The sequence below is a fragment of the Neisseria sp. P0022.S010 genome, from assembly GCF_051956635.1.
In genome coordinates, this window is sequence record NZ_JBQCXF010000021.1 from 1 (window position 1) to 14,239 (window position 14,239).

The window sequence follows — 14,239 nt, forward strand, 5'->3', positions numbered from 1 at the left end:
GATTGCCGCCCTTTAACGGCCCAATAGTGGGCAAACGGGCGGAAAGTGCGTATTATAACGGTTATTACCTTACAGGGATATTGAATATTATGGAAAAATTCAGCAACATTGCGCAATTGAAAGACAGTGGTTTGAAAGTTACAGGTCCGCGTTTGAAAATTTTGGACTTGTTTGAAACTCATGCCGAGGAGCATTTGAGTGCGGAAGATGTATACCGCATCCTGTTGGAAGAGGGCGTGGAAATCGGCGTGGCGACGATTTACCGTGTGCTGACCCAGTTTGAACAGGCCGGCATTTTGCAACGTCACCATTTTGAAACCGGCAAAGCGGTTTACGAATTGGACAAAGGCGACCACCACGACCACATCGTCTGCGTGAAATGCGGTGAAGTAACCGAATTCCACAATCCGGAAATCGAAGCGCTGCAAGACAAAATCGCCGAAGAAAACGGTTACCGCATCGTCGACCACGCGCTGTATATGTACGGCGTATGCGGCGATTGTCAAACCAAAACCAAACGTTAATCAGTTGGTATGTTGATTTTTCAGACGGCCTTGGGCATTTTCAGCTTGAGGCCGTCTGAAACTTTATGGGCTTTGCGATGAAGATTCCTTTACTTGCGCCACAGGATTATCGTTTCCCCGACCCGTCTTACGCTTTGGCAGAATGCGACGGCTTGGTCGGCGTCAGCGGCGATTTGGATACGGGGCGGCTGTTGTCGGCGTATGGGCAGGGGATTTTTCCGTGGTTTAGCCGCGACGGTTGGTTTTTCTGGTATGCGGTTGCTCCGCGAGCCGTGATTGTGCCGGAAAGCCTGCATATCGGCCGTTCGCTCGCCAAAACTTTGCGCCACAAGCCGTATCGGGTAACGGTCAACCGCTGTTTTGAAAAAGTGATTGCCCATTGTGCCGATGTGCCGCGTCCGGAACAGGACGGAACGTGGATAGAGCCTGCGTTTCAGACGGCCTATTTGAAGCTGCATCATCAGGGGCATGCGCATTCGTTTGAATGTTGGCTGCCGGATGAGCAAGGCAAAATGCAGTTGGCTGGCGGATTTTACGGCGTGCAAATCGGCTGCGTGTTTTATGGCGAGTCGATGTTTGCTTTGCGTCCCGATGCGTCCAAGATTGCATTTGCCTGCGCCGTCCCGTTTTTGGCGGATTTGGGCGTTGCGCTGATAGACTGTCAGCAGGATACCGAACATATGCGCCGTTTCGGTTCGCAGTTAATGGATTTTGCCGACTTTCAGACGGCCTTGAAGGATTGGAACGCGAAACCGTTAAAGCGGAATATCGAATGCGGTGTGGTGGCTGAAAATCTGTTGCAAAAGATTGGCGATAATTGATTTATCGGCACGGCGTGTGTCGGCAGAATCGACAGCTTGCATATCGTAGCTGGAAAATTAGTTAGAAAATAAATGCTATTCCATTCACTTGAACAGGCCGTCTGAAAATCTTGGCTTAGCCGAAATCCGGCCGTGTAACGCTCGGCGCTAATCATGTTAATAGCTGACGAAATCGCTTTTACATGGCAAAATAACGAGTTAAATATTTGTAATAGGGTGGCCTGAAAAGATTTCAGACGGCCCTGATCTCTTGAAGGAATCAACATGTCTTTGCAAAACATCATTGAAACGGCTTTTGAAAACCGTGCCGAAATCAATCCGAATACCGTTACCCCAGAAGTGCGTGAAGCGGTTTTGGAAACCATTCATCAACTCGACTCTGGCAAACTGCGCGTTGCCGAGCGTTTGGGCGTGGGCGAATGGAAAGTTAACGAATGGGCGAAAAAAGCCGTATTGCTGTCTTTCCGCATTCAGGACAATGAAATCCTCAACGACGGCGTGAACAAATACTTCGACAAAGTGCCGACCAAGTTTGCCGACTGGTCGGAAGACGAATTCCGCAGCGCAGGCTTCCGCGCAGTTCCGGGTGCGGTTGCCCGCCGCGGCAGCTTTGTGGCGAAAAATGTCGTGTTGATGCCTTCTTATGTCAACATCGGCGCATACGTTGACGAAGGTGCGATGGTCGATACTTGGGCGACTGTCGGATCTTGCGCGCAAATCGGTAAAAACGTGCACTTGAGCGGCGGCGTCGGCATCGGCGGCGTACTCGAGCCTCTGCAAGCCAGCCCGACCATTATTGAAGACAACTGCTTCATCGGTGCGCGTTCTGAAATCGTCGAAGGCGTGATTGTCGAAGAAGGCAGCGTGATTTCTATGGGCGTGTTCATCGGTCAATCCACTAAAATCTTTGACCGTACTACCGGCGAAATCTATCAAGGCCGCGTACCGGCTGGCTCTGTTGTCGTATCCGGCAGCATGCCTTCCAAAGACGGCAGCCACAGCCTCTACTGCGCAGTTATCGTCAAACGCGTGGACGCGCAAACCCGTGCGAAAACCAGCGTGAATGAATTGTTGCGCGGTATCTAATCGGATAACGATAACGCTGATTGAAGGTGGTATGCTCACTCTATGGTTAGTTTTGAACAAAAAAACAGGCAGAATGTTCTGCCTGTTTTTTTATGGCTTAAAGGCCGTCTGAAACGATTTCAGACGGCCTTTTGTTTTTGATGATGGGTTGTTTTAAGGTCAATTGAGGCAAGGGAAGGGTATTCCCTGTCTGGGACTACGCTTCCGGCCAGTCGGCGCAATAGTATTGCCAATAGATTTCTTCAAAAGGAATCTTGCCGTAATCGCACAACCATGGTTTGGCGCGTGTGGTGTAGTGGATAACGGGCGGGACGGTGTCAGGTTTGGGGAATATTTCGCCGAGATTTCGTTTTTGGAAATATTGGACTGCGCCTGTTTGAAAATTCCAAGATTCTTCCAATTGCAGCCAATTTTTTTGAAATACGGTGTTTAGAAAGCATTGGTCGCCGTAGGGAACGGATTTATCAATGGTGGTAGCAGTTTGCAGCAGTTGCGCTGCGATATTGTGTTCCCGCCATTGCGCCAGGTCGACCAACAACATACCGGAATTGAAATAGGGCGTAGTGTGCAGGCCGGTCGGGTGATTCCATTCGGTACGGGCAAGAAAGGAGTCTTGTACCGCCGCAACGGGATAACCGTGCATATCGAGGTTGAACAAATCGTGTAGGGATTGGGTAACCACCATATCGCTGTCGAGATACAGGGCGCGGTCGACAGGCAGATGTTGCATCATCAGACGGAAAAATGCGGCATCCGAAATATGGGGTAGGCGGCGATATTGGCTGAAGTCCATCTCGATTTTGACATCATTCAGACGGCTGCCGCTGGCTGCGAGCTTTTGGTTGGTATAGTCGATCCATTCCCGCCTGAAGGTATTGTGCATGAGGTAGAAATTGACATTTTTGTTGTGGGTACAGACGGACTTCATCAGTGTATGAACCTGCTCGGCATAGCCGGTATCGGCGGCAAGGACGATGGTGATGTTGCTCATTGGTTAAATTCCCTTTATTTGCAATGCCTTAAATTTTATTAGTCATTTTCTTGGTCTTGTGCGGTCGGTAAGGCGGCGTGGTCTTCGTTTTCCAACATGGCTTTTTTTAATAAATCGCGTTGCAGCTGTTTGCCGGCTTTGATGCCCAATTTGCGCAGTTTTTCAGTGCTGCTGATGAGGTTGCCCCTGCCGGAAACCAAGCGGCTGTAGGCCGTCTGAAACTGGGATTGTGCCTGACCAAGCGCTTTATTGATGCCGTCCATGCTTTCGACAAAGCCGACAAATTTGTCATAAAGTTTGCTGCCTGCCTCGGCAATCGCCAACGCGTTTTGGTTTTGCTGCTCGTTGCGCCAGATGTTGGCAACGGTGCGCAGGGTGGCGAGCAGGGTGCTGGGGCCGGTCAGCATGATGCGTTTGTCAAAACATTCTTGGAAGAGGTTCGGATCGTGTTGCAGGGCGAGGAGGTAGGCCGGTTCGACAGGGACGAACATAAAGACGAAGTCCAGCGTTTTGACGCCTTCAAGGTCGGTGTAATCTTTTGCTGCCAAGCTTTTGATGTGGGCGCGGATGCTGGCGACGTGGTTGGCAAGCTCGCGCTCTGCTTCTGCGCCGGTACTTTGCGTATAGCGGACATAGGCGGTCAGCGATACTTTGGAGTCGATGACGATTTGTTTGTTGTCAGGCAGATTGATGAGGACGTCGGGCTGAAGACGGCGTTGGGTGCCGTCTGCTTCGTGGCGGATGCTGGAAGCTTGAACGATGTATTCGCGGCCTTTTTGCAGGCCGGAATTTTCCAATACGCTTTCCAAAATCATCTCGCCCCAGTTGCCTTGAGTTTTGTTTTGCGTGCCGGTCAGCGCGGTGGTCAGCGCTTTGGCATCGTGGTGGAGCTGGGTATTGAGGGTTTGCAGGCGTTTGAGCTCGTTTTCGATGGTCAGGCGTTCTTTGGCTTCTTTTTCATAAGTCTGCTGAACCAGCTCGCTGAAGCCGTGTATGCGTTCGTTGAGCGGATTGAGCAGTTGTTGGAGATGGTCGTGGTTTTGCTCGGTAAAGCGGCGGCTTTTCTCTTCCAAAATAGTGTTGGCGAGGTTTTGGAACTGGTCGCTCAGGTTTTTACGCGCATCTGCCAGCAGGGCCAATTTTTCTTCGGCGGCCTGACGGTCTTTTTCCGATTGGGTATTGAGGCGCTCGTTTTGGACTTGAAGCGCGTGGTTTTGCTCCAAAAGGGCGGCGTATTCTTGTTTCAGACGGCCTTTTTCGGCTTCCTGTTGCTGTAAAAGGCTGTTTTTGTCGTCGATATTGGCTTTTTCTTGCGTCAGTTGTGTGGAGAGGCGCTCGTTTTGGACTTGCAGCGCATGGTTTTGCTCCAAAAGCGTGTCGTAGTCTTGTTTCAGACGGCCTTTTTCCGTTTCTTGTTGTTGCAAAAGCGTATTTTTATCCGCACTCAAGGCATGCTCTTGAACCAGTTGCGTGTTTAGGCGCTCATTGTTGATTTGCAGGTTTTGCGCACTTTGCTGCCATTTTGCACATTCGTGTTTTAAAGCTTCGGCTTCGGCCTCGCAATCTTGCAGATAGGCAATTTGTTTTTCGGCCGCGGCAAAGCGGTTGCCCGTCTCCTGCAATTCGTCTTGCAATTCCTGCACGGTATGACGGCTTTGCGCCAAGTCCGCCGCAGTCTGAGCCTGCACCTGTTCGGCAAACTCATGCAGGCGGCGGGCTTCGGCCAATTCTTGCAAAACGGTAAAGTGTCGGCTTTGGGCTTGGTAGCGTGTTATCAGCCAAGCAAACAGCGCGCCGATAAAAAATGCGGCCGCGCCGGTCAGGATTAGGGTGATGTTCATGCTGGAAATAGTCAATACGCAGAATGTTTCACTATATCATATATTTGCAACGCATTTTATGGTCGGATATGCGCTAGAAACGTGTGTTTTCTTTAAAAGAAGCTATCAAAGGTATTGGTTTTGACTAATTGAATATTTTTGTTGTAAAAAATATAAATTTATAAAATATTGAATTTTAAAATATATTCTATTTAGAGTGCAATTTTGCAACAAAAAAAGTGGGATTTTATGGGGGGAATGAAACACGTTTGTAGTGCGTATGTAATCAAGACATCGGTGTCATTTGGTAAGACATCGGTGTCATTTTCAAAAAATAATATAAATTAACAAAAAATATTGGTATGTTTGATTTTTGCGCTATATATTTACGATTAATCTGTATTAGTTTACATTTAAAACGGTATGATTCGCCCTGTCGGTAGCGCAGATGCCGATGAAAAAATGTGTATGTTGTTAAATAACATTTTGTTTCTATGAAAAAGGATTAATGAAAATGGGAAATTTAATAACGCTTGCTGCCGCTTCTTTAATCGGTATGTCCGGAATATCGGCTTCTGCCATCGGCATCTCCCGTAATATCGAAACGGCTGTACACAAATAATTCAATTATAAACGAATCAATTACAATACCTTAGAAAACGCAACTTAGGCCGTTTTTCGGCCGACAGACAAGAAAGTGAGACAAACAATGAAAACTTTAATCAAACTGGCTGCAGCCTCTTTAATCGGCATGTCCGGCCTGACCGTCGGTGCAACCAATATCGCCCACAATATGGCTGATGCCGACAAATAAAAACACACAACGCTTCCTCAAATAAATACACAGAAAAGAGTTAAAATGAAAACATTAATCAAATTGGCTGCGGCTTCTTTGATCGGTATGTCCGGTTTGACAGTTGGCGCAACCAAAATCGCAAAAAATATGGCAGAAGCTGCCAATAAATAAACGCAAGTGAAATTAAGCTTGTTTTGGTGATAAAAAAGGCCGTCTGAACATTCAGACGGTCTTTGTATTTGATGGCAAACCGTTTTATTTGCCGATGCAGAAGCGCGAGAAAATCACGCCCAGCAAATCGTCGGCGGTAAATTCGCCGGTGATTTCGCTGCAGGCGTTTTGGGCGAGGCGCAGGTGTTCGGCGAAAAGCTCGATTTGGTTGTTGTTGCAGAGGGCGGCGTTTTCCAGCTCGGCTTCGGCTTCGTGTAAGGCGTTGAGGTGGCGGCTGCGGGCGAGGAACAGGCTTTCGCTTTCGCCCTGCCAGCCGACTTCCTGCAACAGCGCGTGTTTGAGCAAGTCGAGACCCGCGCCGGTTTTGGCGGACAGGCTGATGACGGTGTCCGCGCCGGTTTGCGCGAGGCCGTCTGAACGGACGGCAACGGGTTCGCCGGTCAGGTCGGCTTTATTGTGGATTTCGATTTTTTTCAAACCTTCGGGCAGGCTGTTCAAAATAGCTTGGGTTTTGGCGTTCACGCCTTCGCGCGGGTCAATCAGAATCAGGGCGACATCGGCTTCGGAAACGGCTTTGCGGCTGCGCTCGATGCCGATTTGTTCGACCACGTCGTCGGTTTCGCGTAAGCCGGCGGTGTCGATGATGTGGACGGGCACGCCGTCGAGGGTGATTTGTTCGCGCACGGTGTCGCGGGTGGTGCCGGCGATGTCGGTTACGATGGCGATGTCGTCGCCCGCCAAGGCGTTGAGCAGGCTGGATTTGCCGACGTTGGGCGCGCCGACGAGGACGACGTTCATGCCTTCGCGCAAAATCGCGCCTTGTTCCGCGCTGGCGAGCACGGTTTTCAGACGGCCTTGCAGGGCTTGGAGCTTGCCGCGCGCGTCGGCGGCTTCGAGAAAGTCGATGTCTTCTTCGGGGAAGTCCAGCGTAGCTTCGACCAACATCCGCAAGGTAATAAGGTCGTCCACCAGCTCGTGGATGTGTTGGGAAAACGCGCCTTTGAGCGAACGCAACGCCATGCGTGCGGCGGACTTGCTGGAGGCGTCGATGAGGTCGGCGACGCTTTCGGCTTGGGCAAGGTCGAGTTTGTTGTTGAGGAAGGCACGTTTGGTAAATTCGCCCGGTTCCGCCATGCGCGCACCCAGTTCGAGGCAGCGCGAGAGCAGCATATCCATCACCACAGGGCCGCCGTGTCCCTGCAATTCAATCACGTCTTCGCCGGTAAAGCTGGCGGGGGCGGAGAAGTAGAGCAGGATGCCGTTGTCTATCGGCTGTCCGTCGCCGCCGAGAAAGTCGGTGTAAAGCGCGGTGCGCGGTTTGGGCGTTTTGCCGCCGCTGAGGGTTTGCGCCAAAGGCAGCAGGTTTTTGCCGGAAAGACGGATCACGCCGACGCCGCCGCGTCCGGGTGCGGTAGCGATGGCGGCGATGGTGGGTTGGGATGCGGACATGAGAACTCGCGTATAGGTAAATTTAATGGGCGTATTATAGCAAAAGGCCGTCTGAAACTTTGGGTTTTGGGGTTTCAGACGATCTTTTTAGCAGATTGGCAATGTGGGCGTACTACTTGAACGGTTCAAGTATTTTTAATTTCCAAATCATCCGGCAGTAAGTCGTGTACGGAACAGTTTAAAGCAGAAGACAGTTGATATAGTTTATCAACCGTTATGTTGACCTCCCCCCTTTCTATTCTACCCATATAGCTTCTGTCTATATCGGCAAGTAAGGCTAAGCTTTCTTGGTTGATATTGGACTGTTTGCGGATTTCTCGGATTTTTATACCTATCAATACACTGATTTTACTCATGAGATTTGTCTTCACAAATCTCAAAATATCCAATTTTGACGCTTATTTATCCACGGATTATAATCCGTATTTTTGGAAAATACCTAATGTGGAGAACGTCAAATGGCAAGTTATATTGAAAGCTCTTTAGGGCAGAATGAACGTATTGTTTATAAAGCACAAGTATCGTGGCTGTCCCAATTCGGACGATTGGTATTTGGTGCATTGTTTGCGCTGTTGATAAGAGAGATTCCAATTATTGGAATAATCGGCATATTGTTTATTATTGTGGCTGTGCTGAATGTTATGACAACGGAGCTTGCATTGACCAATAAAAGACTGATCGCCAAAGCTGGCTTTATCCGTCGGCAAACAATTGAATTAAATATCGATCGCGCTGAAAGTCTTTCTGTAATCCAAGGTTTTTGGGGCAGGATTTTCAATTATGGCTCCATAGTGATCAGGGGGATGGGCGGCAGTCATGCTCCGATTCCTTATATCGCCCGACCAATGGAGTTCCGTCAACAATTCAATGATTTTATAGATAACGAAATTGGTGGGGCTCGAAAATCAAATTGAATTAAAACCACCTGTCGTTTGGGGCGGATGGAAACGGTGTTTTTGGTTTGATATAGCCAAATTACTTTATTTTCGATACGCAACTTACCTATTGCCGTCATTTCCGCGCAGGTGGGACTGACGAGGTTGGAAGCCTTGAAATATCGAAAGTTAGTTATGTTTGCTATAGCAAAATTGTAATAAAATATTTTTTCCTATCGATCCGAATATGAAAAGGCCGTCTGAAACTTTGGGTTTCAGACGGCCTTTAAATGGAGGCGGTTAAGCGGCGGCAACGGTAAAGCGTTCAAACAAATGCGCTTTGTTTTCCACATCGTCGGCGATGGCGACTGCCAAATCAGCCACGCTGATGCCTGCCGGAATTTCACCATCCATCAGCAAATCGTCTTTGCCCAAGCGGTATTTGCCGGTTTTGTCTTCGCTGAAGCCGCCGTCCGCACCCAGTCGTGCAGGAGGGGAAACGAAAGACCAGTTCACGTCGCGGCGCGGCAGGAGTTCTGCCAAGAGATGGCGTGCGGCATTGGCGCCGTCGTAAATGGCTTTGGGGAAATCGGGCGTATCGATAACTTGCAAACCGGGCGCGACATACAGGCTGCCCGCGCCGCCGACAATCAAGAGATACGGCACTTGCGCTGCTTTTGCCGCTTCGACGATGCTGTTTGCGCCGCGTGTAAAATCCGCGCCGATGTTGGGATTGGTCCATCCCGGGTTGAACGCGCTGACCACGGCGTCAAAGCCTGCCAGCTTGTCGGCGAAGTCCGCCGCGTTGACATCTGCGGAGACGGCGGCAACATTTTGCGCTTGGAACACTTTGTCTGTGTTGCGGGCGAAAGCGGTTACTTTATGACCGCGGCCTGCTAATTCTTGAACGACTGCGTTGCCGACATAACCTGTTGCACCGATAACTGCGATTTTCATATTTAACTCCTTGTGGGGATGTGATTGATTAGATAAGTGCATTGTAAGGCCGTCTGAAACGCTTGATAATCCCTGATTTACTGTTATTATTGTGAAGTTAAACTAAACAATTATTTCTAAATGCAAGACATCAAACCCCTGCTTGTTTTCGCTACCATCCTTGAACACGGCAGCATGAACGCCGCTGCGGCCGCGTTGGGCATGACGCCGTCTGCCGTCAGCCAGCACATCAACCGCCTCGAAACCCTGCACGGCATCAAGCTGTTAAACCGCAGCACCCGCAGCCTTGCGCCTACCGATGCCGGCCGCGCCTTGGGCGAATACTGCCGCCGCCTAGCCGCCACCCTTGCCGATACGCGTACCGTTATCGACAATCTGAAGACCGAACCCGTCGGCAAATTGCGCATTTCCCTGACTTCCTGCGTCATCGGTTCCCGCGCTTTTCAGACGGCGTTTGCAAGATTGCAAACCGAGTTCCCAAAAATCCGTCCTGTCCTTAATTTCAGCGATACTTTGGACGACCTGCAACACAATCAGACCGACATCGCTATACGCGGTGGCGACCGTGCTTTGGACGATCCCAACTTGGTTGCGCGCCATCTCGTGACGTGGCCGTACATGATTTGCGCCGCGCCCGATTATCTCGACCGGCATCCGCCCATTACCCATCCCTCTCAGCTTCATACGCACCGCTGGCTGCATTTTTTACCTGTCCGCACTACCTTGCAAAACGGTGAAGAAAGCTATTTCCTCGACATCGCCGACAGCATTGCCTGCACGCATCTTGCCGCCGTGTGCAATCTGACCGAAAGTGGATTTGGTTTGTCTTTGCTAGTGGACGGCGAAGTGAGGGAGAAAATTGCACAAGGCCGTCTGAAAGCGGTTTTGCCTGAATGGACATTACCACCGGTCAGCCTTTATTTGGTAACACCTTATCGTGTGCAGTCTGCCAAAACCGAGGCTGCCGTGCGCATTTTTACCGAGAGTTTTGCCAAGGAAGGGGATTTATGAACGCGGAAAATTGGAGCGTTTACCTGATTTTGTGCGAAAACGGCGCGTTTTATTGCGGCATCAGCAACCGTCCGCAAGAGCGATTTGCGGCGCACTTGTCAGGAAAAGGCGCGAAATACACGCGGTTGAACAAGCCTGTCGAGATGCGCATCGTTTCAGACGGCCTGAACAAGAGTGAAGCACTGAAACAGGAAATCGGCATTAAGAAATTGACGGCGGAGCAGAAGCGGGGATTGTGGGCTGAAGCTGAAACATTGGCAAAAGACTAATGGCGGGACTGAATTAAATTGTAGTCGGGATATGAAAAACTCTATAAACAAGTAAGCCTGCCGGTGTCTTTTGCATGGCCATTTATTAACATGATTCAAACAGGCCGTCTGAAACCTGATTGGGGTTCAGACGGCCTGTTTGGGATGGGGATGGCTTTCAGGTTGACGCTATTCATGGAGAAGTCGGTAAAAAGTTGAATTCTAAAAGAAACTTTGAAAATAAGATGAGTAACTGCTTGAACAATAAAATGAAAGTTATCGCGCTTCATGACAAATGAGGTGAATTTCTATCCGAGTAGAGAGGTGGTGTCAATATGTTTTTCAGTTTTTGAGACAAAATCTGATTTATGCCAATATTTATTATAGTGTAGGTCGAAAGTATTAGTTTCTGTGTTAGAATTTTTGAGCTGTTTATATAAAACAGTGATTTAAATAAAATTAAGGAAAGACAGAACATGAACAAATTACTGATTGCCGTAATGATGATGGCTGGTTTGACAGCTTGTTCCCAAGAGGCTAAACAGGAGACACAAGAGACTGCTCAAGCCGTTGCATCTGAAGTGAAAACCGAAGCCGCTTCTGCTGCCGATGCGACTGCATCTGCCGCTCAAGAAGCTGCCGATAAGGTTGAAGCCGCCGCCAGCAAAGCAGAGGAAGCCACCAAACCTGAAGAAGCCGCCAAGCCCGAAGAGAAAGCCGAAGCACCTGCCGCTGAAGCCAAGCCTGCCGAATCCGCCAAAGTGGACGGCAAAGCTGTTTTTGAAGCGAACTGTAAAGCATGCCACGGCGGCTTGATTCCCGGCGCTCCTGCCGTAGGCAAAAAAGAAGACTGGGCGCCTCGCATTAAACAAGGCAAAGACACCTTGCACAAACACGCCCTCGAAGGCTTCAATTCCATGCCTGCCAAAGGCGGCAACGGCAGCCTGAGCGACGACGAAGTGAAAGCCGCAGTTGACTACATGGCCAACGAATCCGGCGCTAAATTCTAAATCATGCCCATAAAAAACGCACCTTGCCACAAGGTGCGTTTTTTATGTTCAGGCGGATGAAAGTTGAAATAGGGCCGATAAACGGGCAAAGGCCGTCTGAAACATTTTATTTTGAAGCGCAATCGGCTAAAATCAGGCGAATGATTTTATGCAGGAGCAAACCATGAGCAATCAACACGACAACGTAGATGCCGGCGAAATCGCCAAGTTCAGCCAAATCGCCGACAAATGGTGGGATAAAAACGGCGAATTCAAGCCCCTGCATGACATCAACCCCTTGCGCCTCGACTATATCGACGGCTATGCCGGATTGGCAGGTAAACGTGTGTTGGATGTAGGCTGCGGCGGCGGTATTTTGTCCGAAAGCATGGCCAAACGCGGCGCAGAACACGTTACCGGCATCGATATGGCGGAAAAGTCCCTGCAAACCGCCGCTGCCCATGCGGCCGCTCAACACGTTGCCAATATCGATTACCGCTGCATCCGCGTCGAAGACCTCGCCGCCGAGCAGCCGCACAGCTTTGATGTGGTAACGTGTATGGAAATGATGGAACACGTTCCCGATCCGGCCGCCATCGTTCAAGCCTGTGCGAAACTGGTCAAACCAGACGGCATGGTGTTTTTCTCCACCATCAACCGCAATCCCAAATCTTATCTGCATCTGATAGTCGGTGCGGAATATCTGTTGAAATTCGTCCCCAAAGGCACGCACGATTGGAAAAAATTCATCACGCCGGCAGAACTCGCGCGCATGTGCCGCCAAGCCGGATTGGATACCGTCGGCAGCAAGGGCATGACCTACAATTTGTTGAGCGGCCGTTATTCCTTATGCGACTCGACCGAAGTCAACTACATGGTGGCCTGCCGTCCGGCGTAAGGTTCAACGGATAAAACACACGGACTTGCCCGATATTTGAAACGGTATGTCGAAAGTAGCTCGATGCAAATATCGGTAAGGCAAATCAGGCCGTCTGAAAAGAAAAAAGGCATGTGCGATACATGCCTTTTTTGTATGTGGGTTGTACTCGTTATTCCGTCCAAGACGAATACGGATGTTTGCTCAAATACGCATTGGTGAATTTCCCGTCTGCCGTGATTTCCTTGCCCAACCAAGAAGGTTTGGGAAACTCGGTATCTTCAGACGGCAATTCGATTTCTGCCACAATCAAGGGCGCATTGTCGCCGAAATATTCGTCGATTTCATACACAAAGCCTTCAAATTCGACACGATAGCGGTATTTTTCCATTTTAAACGGGCACATATCCGCCATCATCGCCTGCGCATGAGCCAACGGAATTTCGTATTCAAATTCGCTGCGCGTCATGTCGGAAATATAGCCTTTCAGGGTCAGCCAGGCTTGCGAACCGATAATCCGCACACGGATGGTGCGCTCTTTTTCCACGCTCAAATAGCCCTGTTGCAATATCAGCGGCTCACCTGCCGCTTTGCGCCAACTGTCATCCGCCAGCAAAAAGCGGCGTTCGATTTCGACCGTCATGAATTCTTTCCTTATTTACCAAACAGGCCGTCTGAAGATTAAAACGGCTTGAAAACCACCATATAAAGCGCGGCCACCATCATCAAAACGGGGAGTTCGTTGAATACCCGATACCAGTGGTGCGAATACACATTGCTGCCGTTTTGAAAACGGCGCAGCAACAGGCCGCAATAAAGCTGGTAGGCCAAGAGCAGCAGGCCGCACAATAATTTAACCGCCAGCCAGCCGTTGCCCCACCAATTGTTGACAAAGCCGATGGCCGCGCCGAATATCAGCGTTCCCCAGCCCAAAGGCGACATAAAGCGGTACAGCCGCCGCGACATATCCGTCAGCCGTACATATTCCGCGCTGCCGGGTTCCAATTGCGCCAGATTCACATAAATCCGCGGCAGATAAAACAGTCCTGCAAACCAAGAAATCACAAAAAATATGTGCAACAGCTTAAACCACAAATACATTTCAGACGGCCTCAACACCTAAAACCGTTATTTTATCCGCAATGCGGCCAAAGCCGAAACAAAATAGTCAAAACAATCCGACAGGGTGCGCCGCAACAATGTGTTGCAGGCATGATTTTACTCAAAAGCCAAATTGTAAATTCCGCAATAATATGCACATTGAGATATGCACAATGCAAAAAACTTGCTAGAATCCTATGCTATTTAACTATAAAAGCATTATGGACGGAAAACATGAAACAATTTGAAATCAGCAGCAGCGTCAGAAAAGCGCTTTGCGACTACCTGAATACGCACAATCTAAACCTCAAAGCCGCCATGGACAATGAAACAACCAATGGCGAAGTCGCGGCCATCGTTCACGCAGGATTGCCGGCGATGATTCGGAAAATCTATTCTTTGGAAAAAATGAAAACCTTTTTCTGGACGAAAAAAGATTTGATGATGGAGTTTATCAATATGCGTTTGGCCGCCGGCGATAAAAAGGGCAAAAATTGATTTGAGCGATGGGCATGGGGAGATT

16 protein-coding genes are annotated in these 14,239 nt (G+C 49.5%); 9 read left to right on the forward strand and 7 right to left on the reverse strand.

Annotated elements, in window-relative coordinates:
* The first annotated feature begins 26 nt into the window (after window positions 1-26).
* From fur to dapD, 3 genes are all read left to right on the forward strand, one after another.
* Entirely contained in the window at window positions 27-524 is a 498-nt protein-coding gene (fur, locus tag ACTHUT_RS04190; RefSeq protein WP_079453813.1) for a ferric iron uptake transcriptional regulator, read from the forward strand.
* Between the two features lie 77 nt (window positions 525-601).
* Window positions 602-1,345 (forward strand): leucyl/phenylalanyl-tRNA--protein transferase, encoded by a 744-nt coding sequence (aat, locus tag ACTHUT_RS04195; protein WP_440386455.1) that lies wholly within the window; start codon window positions 602-604, stop codon window positions 1,343-1,345.
* A 264-nt stretch (window positions 1,346-1,609) separates the two neighbouring features.
* Window positions 1,610-2,431 (forward strand): 2,3,4,5-tetrahydropyridine-2,6-dicarboxylate N-succinyltransferase, encoded by an 822-nt coding sequence (dapD, locus tag ACTHUT_RS04200; protein ID WP_004520923.1) that lies wholly within the window; start codon window positions 1,610-1,612, stop codon window positions 2,429-2,431.
* A 196-nt stretch (window positions 2,432-2,627) separates the two neighbouring features.
* On the opposite strand, the gene ACTHUT_RS04205 is transcribed toward dapD, so the two are convergent.
* The 4 genes from ACTHUT_RS04205 to ACTHUT_RS04220 all read right to left on the reverse strand — a co-directional run bounded on the left by ACTHUT_RS04205 (window position 2,628) and on the right by ACTHUT_RS04220 (window position 8,014).
* Window positions 2,628-3,422, reverse strand: coding sequence for a glycosyltransferase family 8 protein (locus ACTHUT_RS04205; protein ID WP_440386456.1), 795 nt, complete (start codon window positions 3,420-3,422; stop codon window positions 2,628-2,630).
* Window positions 3,423-3,460: 38 nt separating this feature from the next.
* Window positions 3,461-5,263, reverse strand: a complete 1,803-nt coding sequence (gene rmuC / locus ACTHUT_RS04210) for a DNA recombination protein RmuC (protein ID WP_440386457.1) — start codon at window positions 5,261-5,263, stop codon at window positions 3,461-3,463.
* Window positions 5,264-6,293: 1,030 nt separating this feature from the next.
* The gene (gene mnmE / locus ACTHUT_RS04215) at window positions 6,294-7,658 is read right to left on the reverse strand and encodes a tRNA uridine-5-carboxymethylaminomethyl(34) synthesis GTPase MnmE (protein ID WP_254343536.1); all 1,365 of its coding nucleotides are present in this window, start codon (window positions 7,656-7,658) and stop codon (window positions 6,294-6,296) included.
* Window positions 7,659-7,783: 125 nt separating this feature from the next.
* Window positions 7,784-8,014, reverse strand: coding sequence for a helix-turn-helix domain-containing protein (locus ACTHUT_RS04220; RefSeq protein ID WP_049344313.1), 231 nt, complete (start codon window positions 8,012-8,014; stop codon window positions 7,784-7,786).
* Between the two features lie 102 nt (window positions 8,015-8,116).
* On the opposite strand from ACTHUT_RS04220, the gene ACTHUT_RS04225 reads away from it, so the two are divergent.
* Entirely contained in the window at window positions 8,117-8,572 is a 456-nt protein-coding gene (locus ACTHUT_RS04225) for a PH domain-containing protein (protein ID WP_254343537.1), read from the forward strand.
* Between the two features lie 261 nt (window positions 8,573-8,833).
* Here the strand turns inward: ACTHUT_RS04225 and ACTHUT_RS04230 are convergent, their stop codons facing one another.
* Window positions 8,834-9,490: an NAD(P)-dependent oxidoreductase gene (locus ACTHUT_RS04230; RefSeq protein ID WP_440386458.1), complete on the reverse strand. Its 657-nt coding sequence runs from the start codon at window positions 9,488-9,490 to the stop codon at window positions 8,834-8,836.
* 120 nt (window positions 9,491-9,610) lie between these two features.
* Between ACTHUT_RS04230 and ACTHUT_RS04235 the strand changes: the two genes are divergently transcribed.
* The 4 genes from ACTHUT_RS04235 (at window position 9,611) to ubiG (ending at window position 12,636) form a co-directional block, all read left to right on the forward strand.
* Window positions 9,611-10,501 carry a LysR family transcriptional regulator gene (locus ACTHUT_RS04235; protein ID WP_440386459.1) on the forward strand — a complete coding sequence of 297 codons (891 nt, stop codon included), beginning with the start codon at window positions 9,611-9,613 and terminating at the stop codon, window positions 10,499-10,501.
* On the forward strand, window positions 10,498-10,770 hold the full coding sequence (locus ACTHUT_RS04240; protein WP_049344305.1) for a GIY-YIG nuclease family protein: 273 nt from the start codon (window positions 10,498-10,500) through the stop codon (window positions 10,768-10,770). The genes ACTHUT_RS04235 and ACTHUT_RS04240 overlap by 4 nt, the downstream gene beginning before the upstream one ends.
* Before the next feature lie 455 nt (window positions 10,771-11,225).
* Complete coding sequence (locus tag ACTHUT_RS04245) at window positions 11,226-11,759, forward strand: c-type cytochrome (protein WP_440386461.1); 534 nt, start codon at window positions 11,226-11,228, stop codon at window positions 11,757-11,759.
* A 163-nt stretch (window positions 11,760-11,922) separates the two neighbouring features.
* Window positions 11,923-12,636 (forward strand): bifunctional 2-polyprenyl-6-hydroxyphenol methylase/3-demethylubiquinol 3-O-methyltransferase UbiG, encoded by a 714-nt coding sequence (ubiG, locus tag ACTHUT_RS04250; RefSeq protein WP_049333599.1) that lies wholly within the window; start codon window positions 11,923-11,925, stop codon window positions 12,634-12,636.
* Between the two features lie 151 nt (window positions 12,637-12,787).
* Here ubiG and ACTHUT_RS04255 read toward each other — a convergent pair whose 3' ends face one another.
* Both ACTHUT_RS04255 and ACTHUT_RS04260 read right to left on the reverse strand, forming a co-directional pair.
* On the reverse strand, window positions 12,788-13,258 hold the full coding sequence (locus ACTHUT_RS04255; RefSeq protein WP_440386462.1) for a CYTH domain-containing protein: 471 nt from the start codon (window positions 13,256-13,258) through the stop codon (window positions 12,788-12,790).
* Between the two features lie 38 nt (window positions 13,259-13,296).
* Window positions 13,297-13,716 (reverse strand): CopD family protein, encoded by a 420-nt coding sequence (locus ACTHUT_RS04260; RefSeq protein ID WP_440386463.1) that lies wholly within the window; start codon window positions 13,714-13,716, stop codon window positions 13,297-13,299.
* Between the two features lie 234 nt (window positions 13,717-13,950).
* Between ACTHUT_RS04260 and ACTHUT_RS04265 the strand changes: the two genes are divergently transcribed.
* On the forward strand, window positions 13,951-14,214 hold the full coding sequence (locus ACTHUT_RS04265; RefSeq protein WP_070825840.1) for a hypothetical protein: 264 nt from the start codon (window positions 13,951-13,953) through the stop codon (window positions 14,212-14,214).
* Window positions 14,215-14,239: the final 25 nt, after the last annotated feature.

Coding starts and splice junctions, on each gene's coding strand:
- ACTHUT_RS04235 (WP_440386459.1), top strand. CDS start 9,611: ATGCAAGACATCAAACCCCTGCTTGTTTTCGCTACCATCCTTGAACAC.
- ACTHUT_RS04205 (WP_440386456.1), bottom strand. CDS start 3,422: ATGAGCAACATCACCATCGTCCTTGCCGCCGATACCGGCTATGCCGAG.
- ACTHUT_RS04265 (WP_070825840.1), top strand. CDS start 13,951: ATGAAACAATTTGAAATCAGCAGCAGCGTCAGAAAAGCGCTTTGCGAC.
- ubiG (WP_049333599.1), top strand. CDS start 11,923: ATGAGCAATCAACACGACAACGTAGATGCCGGCGAAATCGCCAAGTTC.
- ACTHUT_RS04230 (WP_440386458.1), bottom strand. CDS start 9,490: ATGAAAATCGCAGTTATCGGTGCAACAGGTTATGTCGGCAACGCAGTC.
- aat (WP_440386455.1), top strand. CDS start 602: ATGAAGATTCCTTTACTTGCGCCACAGGATTATCGTTTCCCCGACCCG.
- ACTHUT_RS04220 (WP_049344313.1), bottom strand. CDS start 8,014: ATGAGTAAAATCAGTGTATTGATAGGTATAAAAATCCGAGAAATCCGC.
- ACTHUT_RS04240 (WP_049344305.1), top strand. CDS start 10,498: ATGAACGCGGAAAATTGGAGCGTTTACCTGATTTTGTGCGAAAACGGC.
- ACTHUT_RS04225 (WP_254343537.1), top strand. CDS start 8,117: ATGGCAAGTTATATTGAAAGCTCTTTAGGGCAGAATGAACGTATTGTT.
- ACTHUT_RS04260 (WP_440386463.1), bottom strand. CDS start 13,716: ATGTATTTGTGGTTTAAGCTGTTGCACATATTTTTTGTGATTTCTTGG.
- rmuC (WP_440386457.1), bottom strand. CDS start 5,263: ATGAACATCACCCTAATCCTGACCGGCGCGGCCGCATTTTTTATCGGC.
- ACTHUT_RS04255 (WP_440386462.1), bottom strand. CDS start 13,258: ATGACGGTCGAAATCGAACGCCGCTTTTTGCTGGCGGATGACAGTTGG.
- mnmE (WP_254343536.1), bottom strand. CDS start 7,658: ATGTCCGCATCCCAACCCACCATCGCCGCCATCGCTACCGCACCCGGA.
- dapD (WP_004520923.1), top strand. CDS start 1,610: ATGTCTTTGCAAAACATCATTGAAACGGCTTTTGAAAACCGTGCCGAA.
- ACTHUT_RS04245 (WP_440386461.1), top strand. CDS start 11,226: ATGAACAAATTACTGATTGCCGTAATGATGATGGCTGGTTTGACAGCT.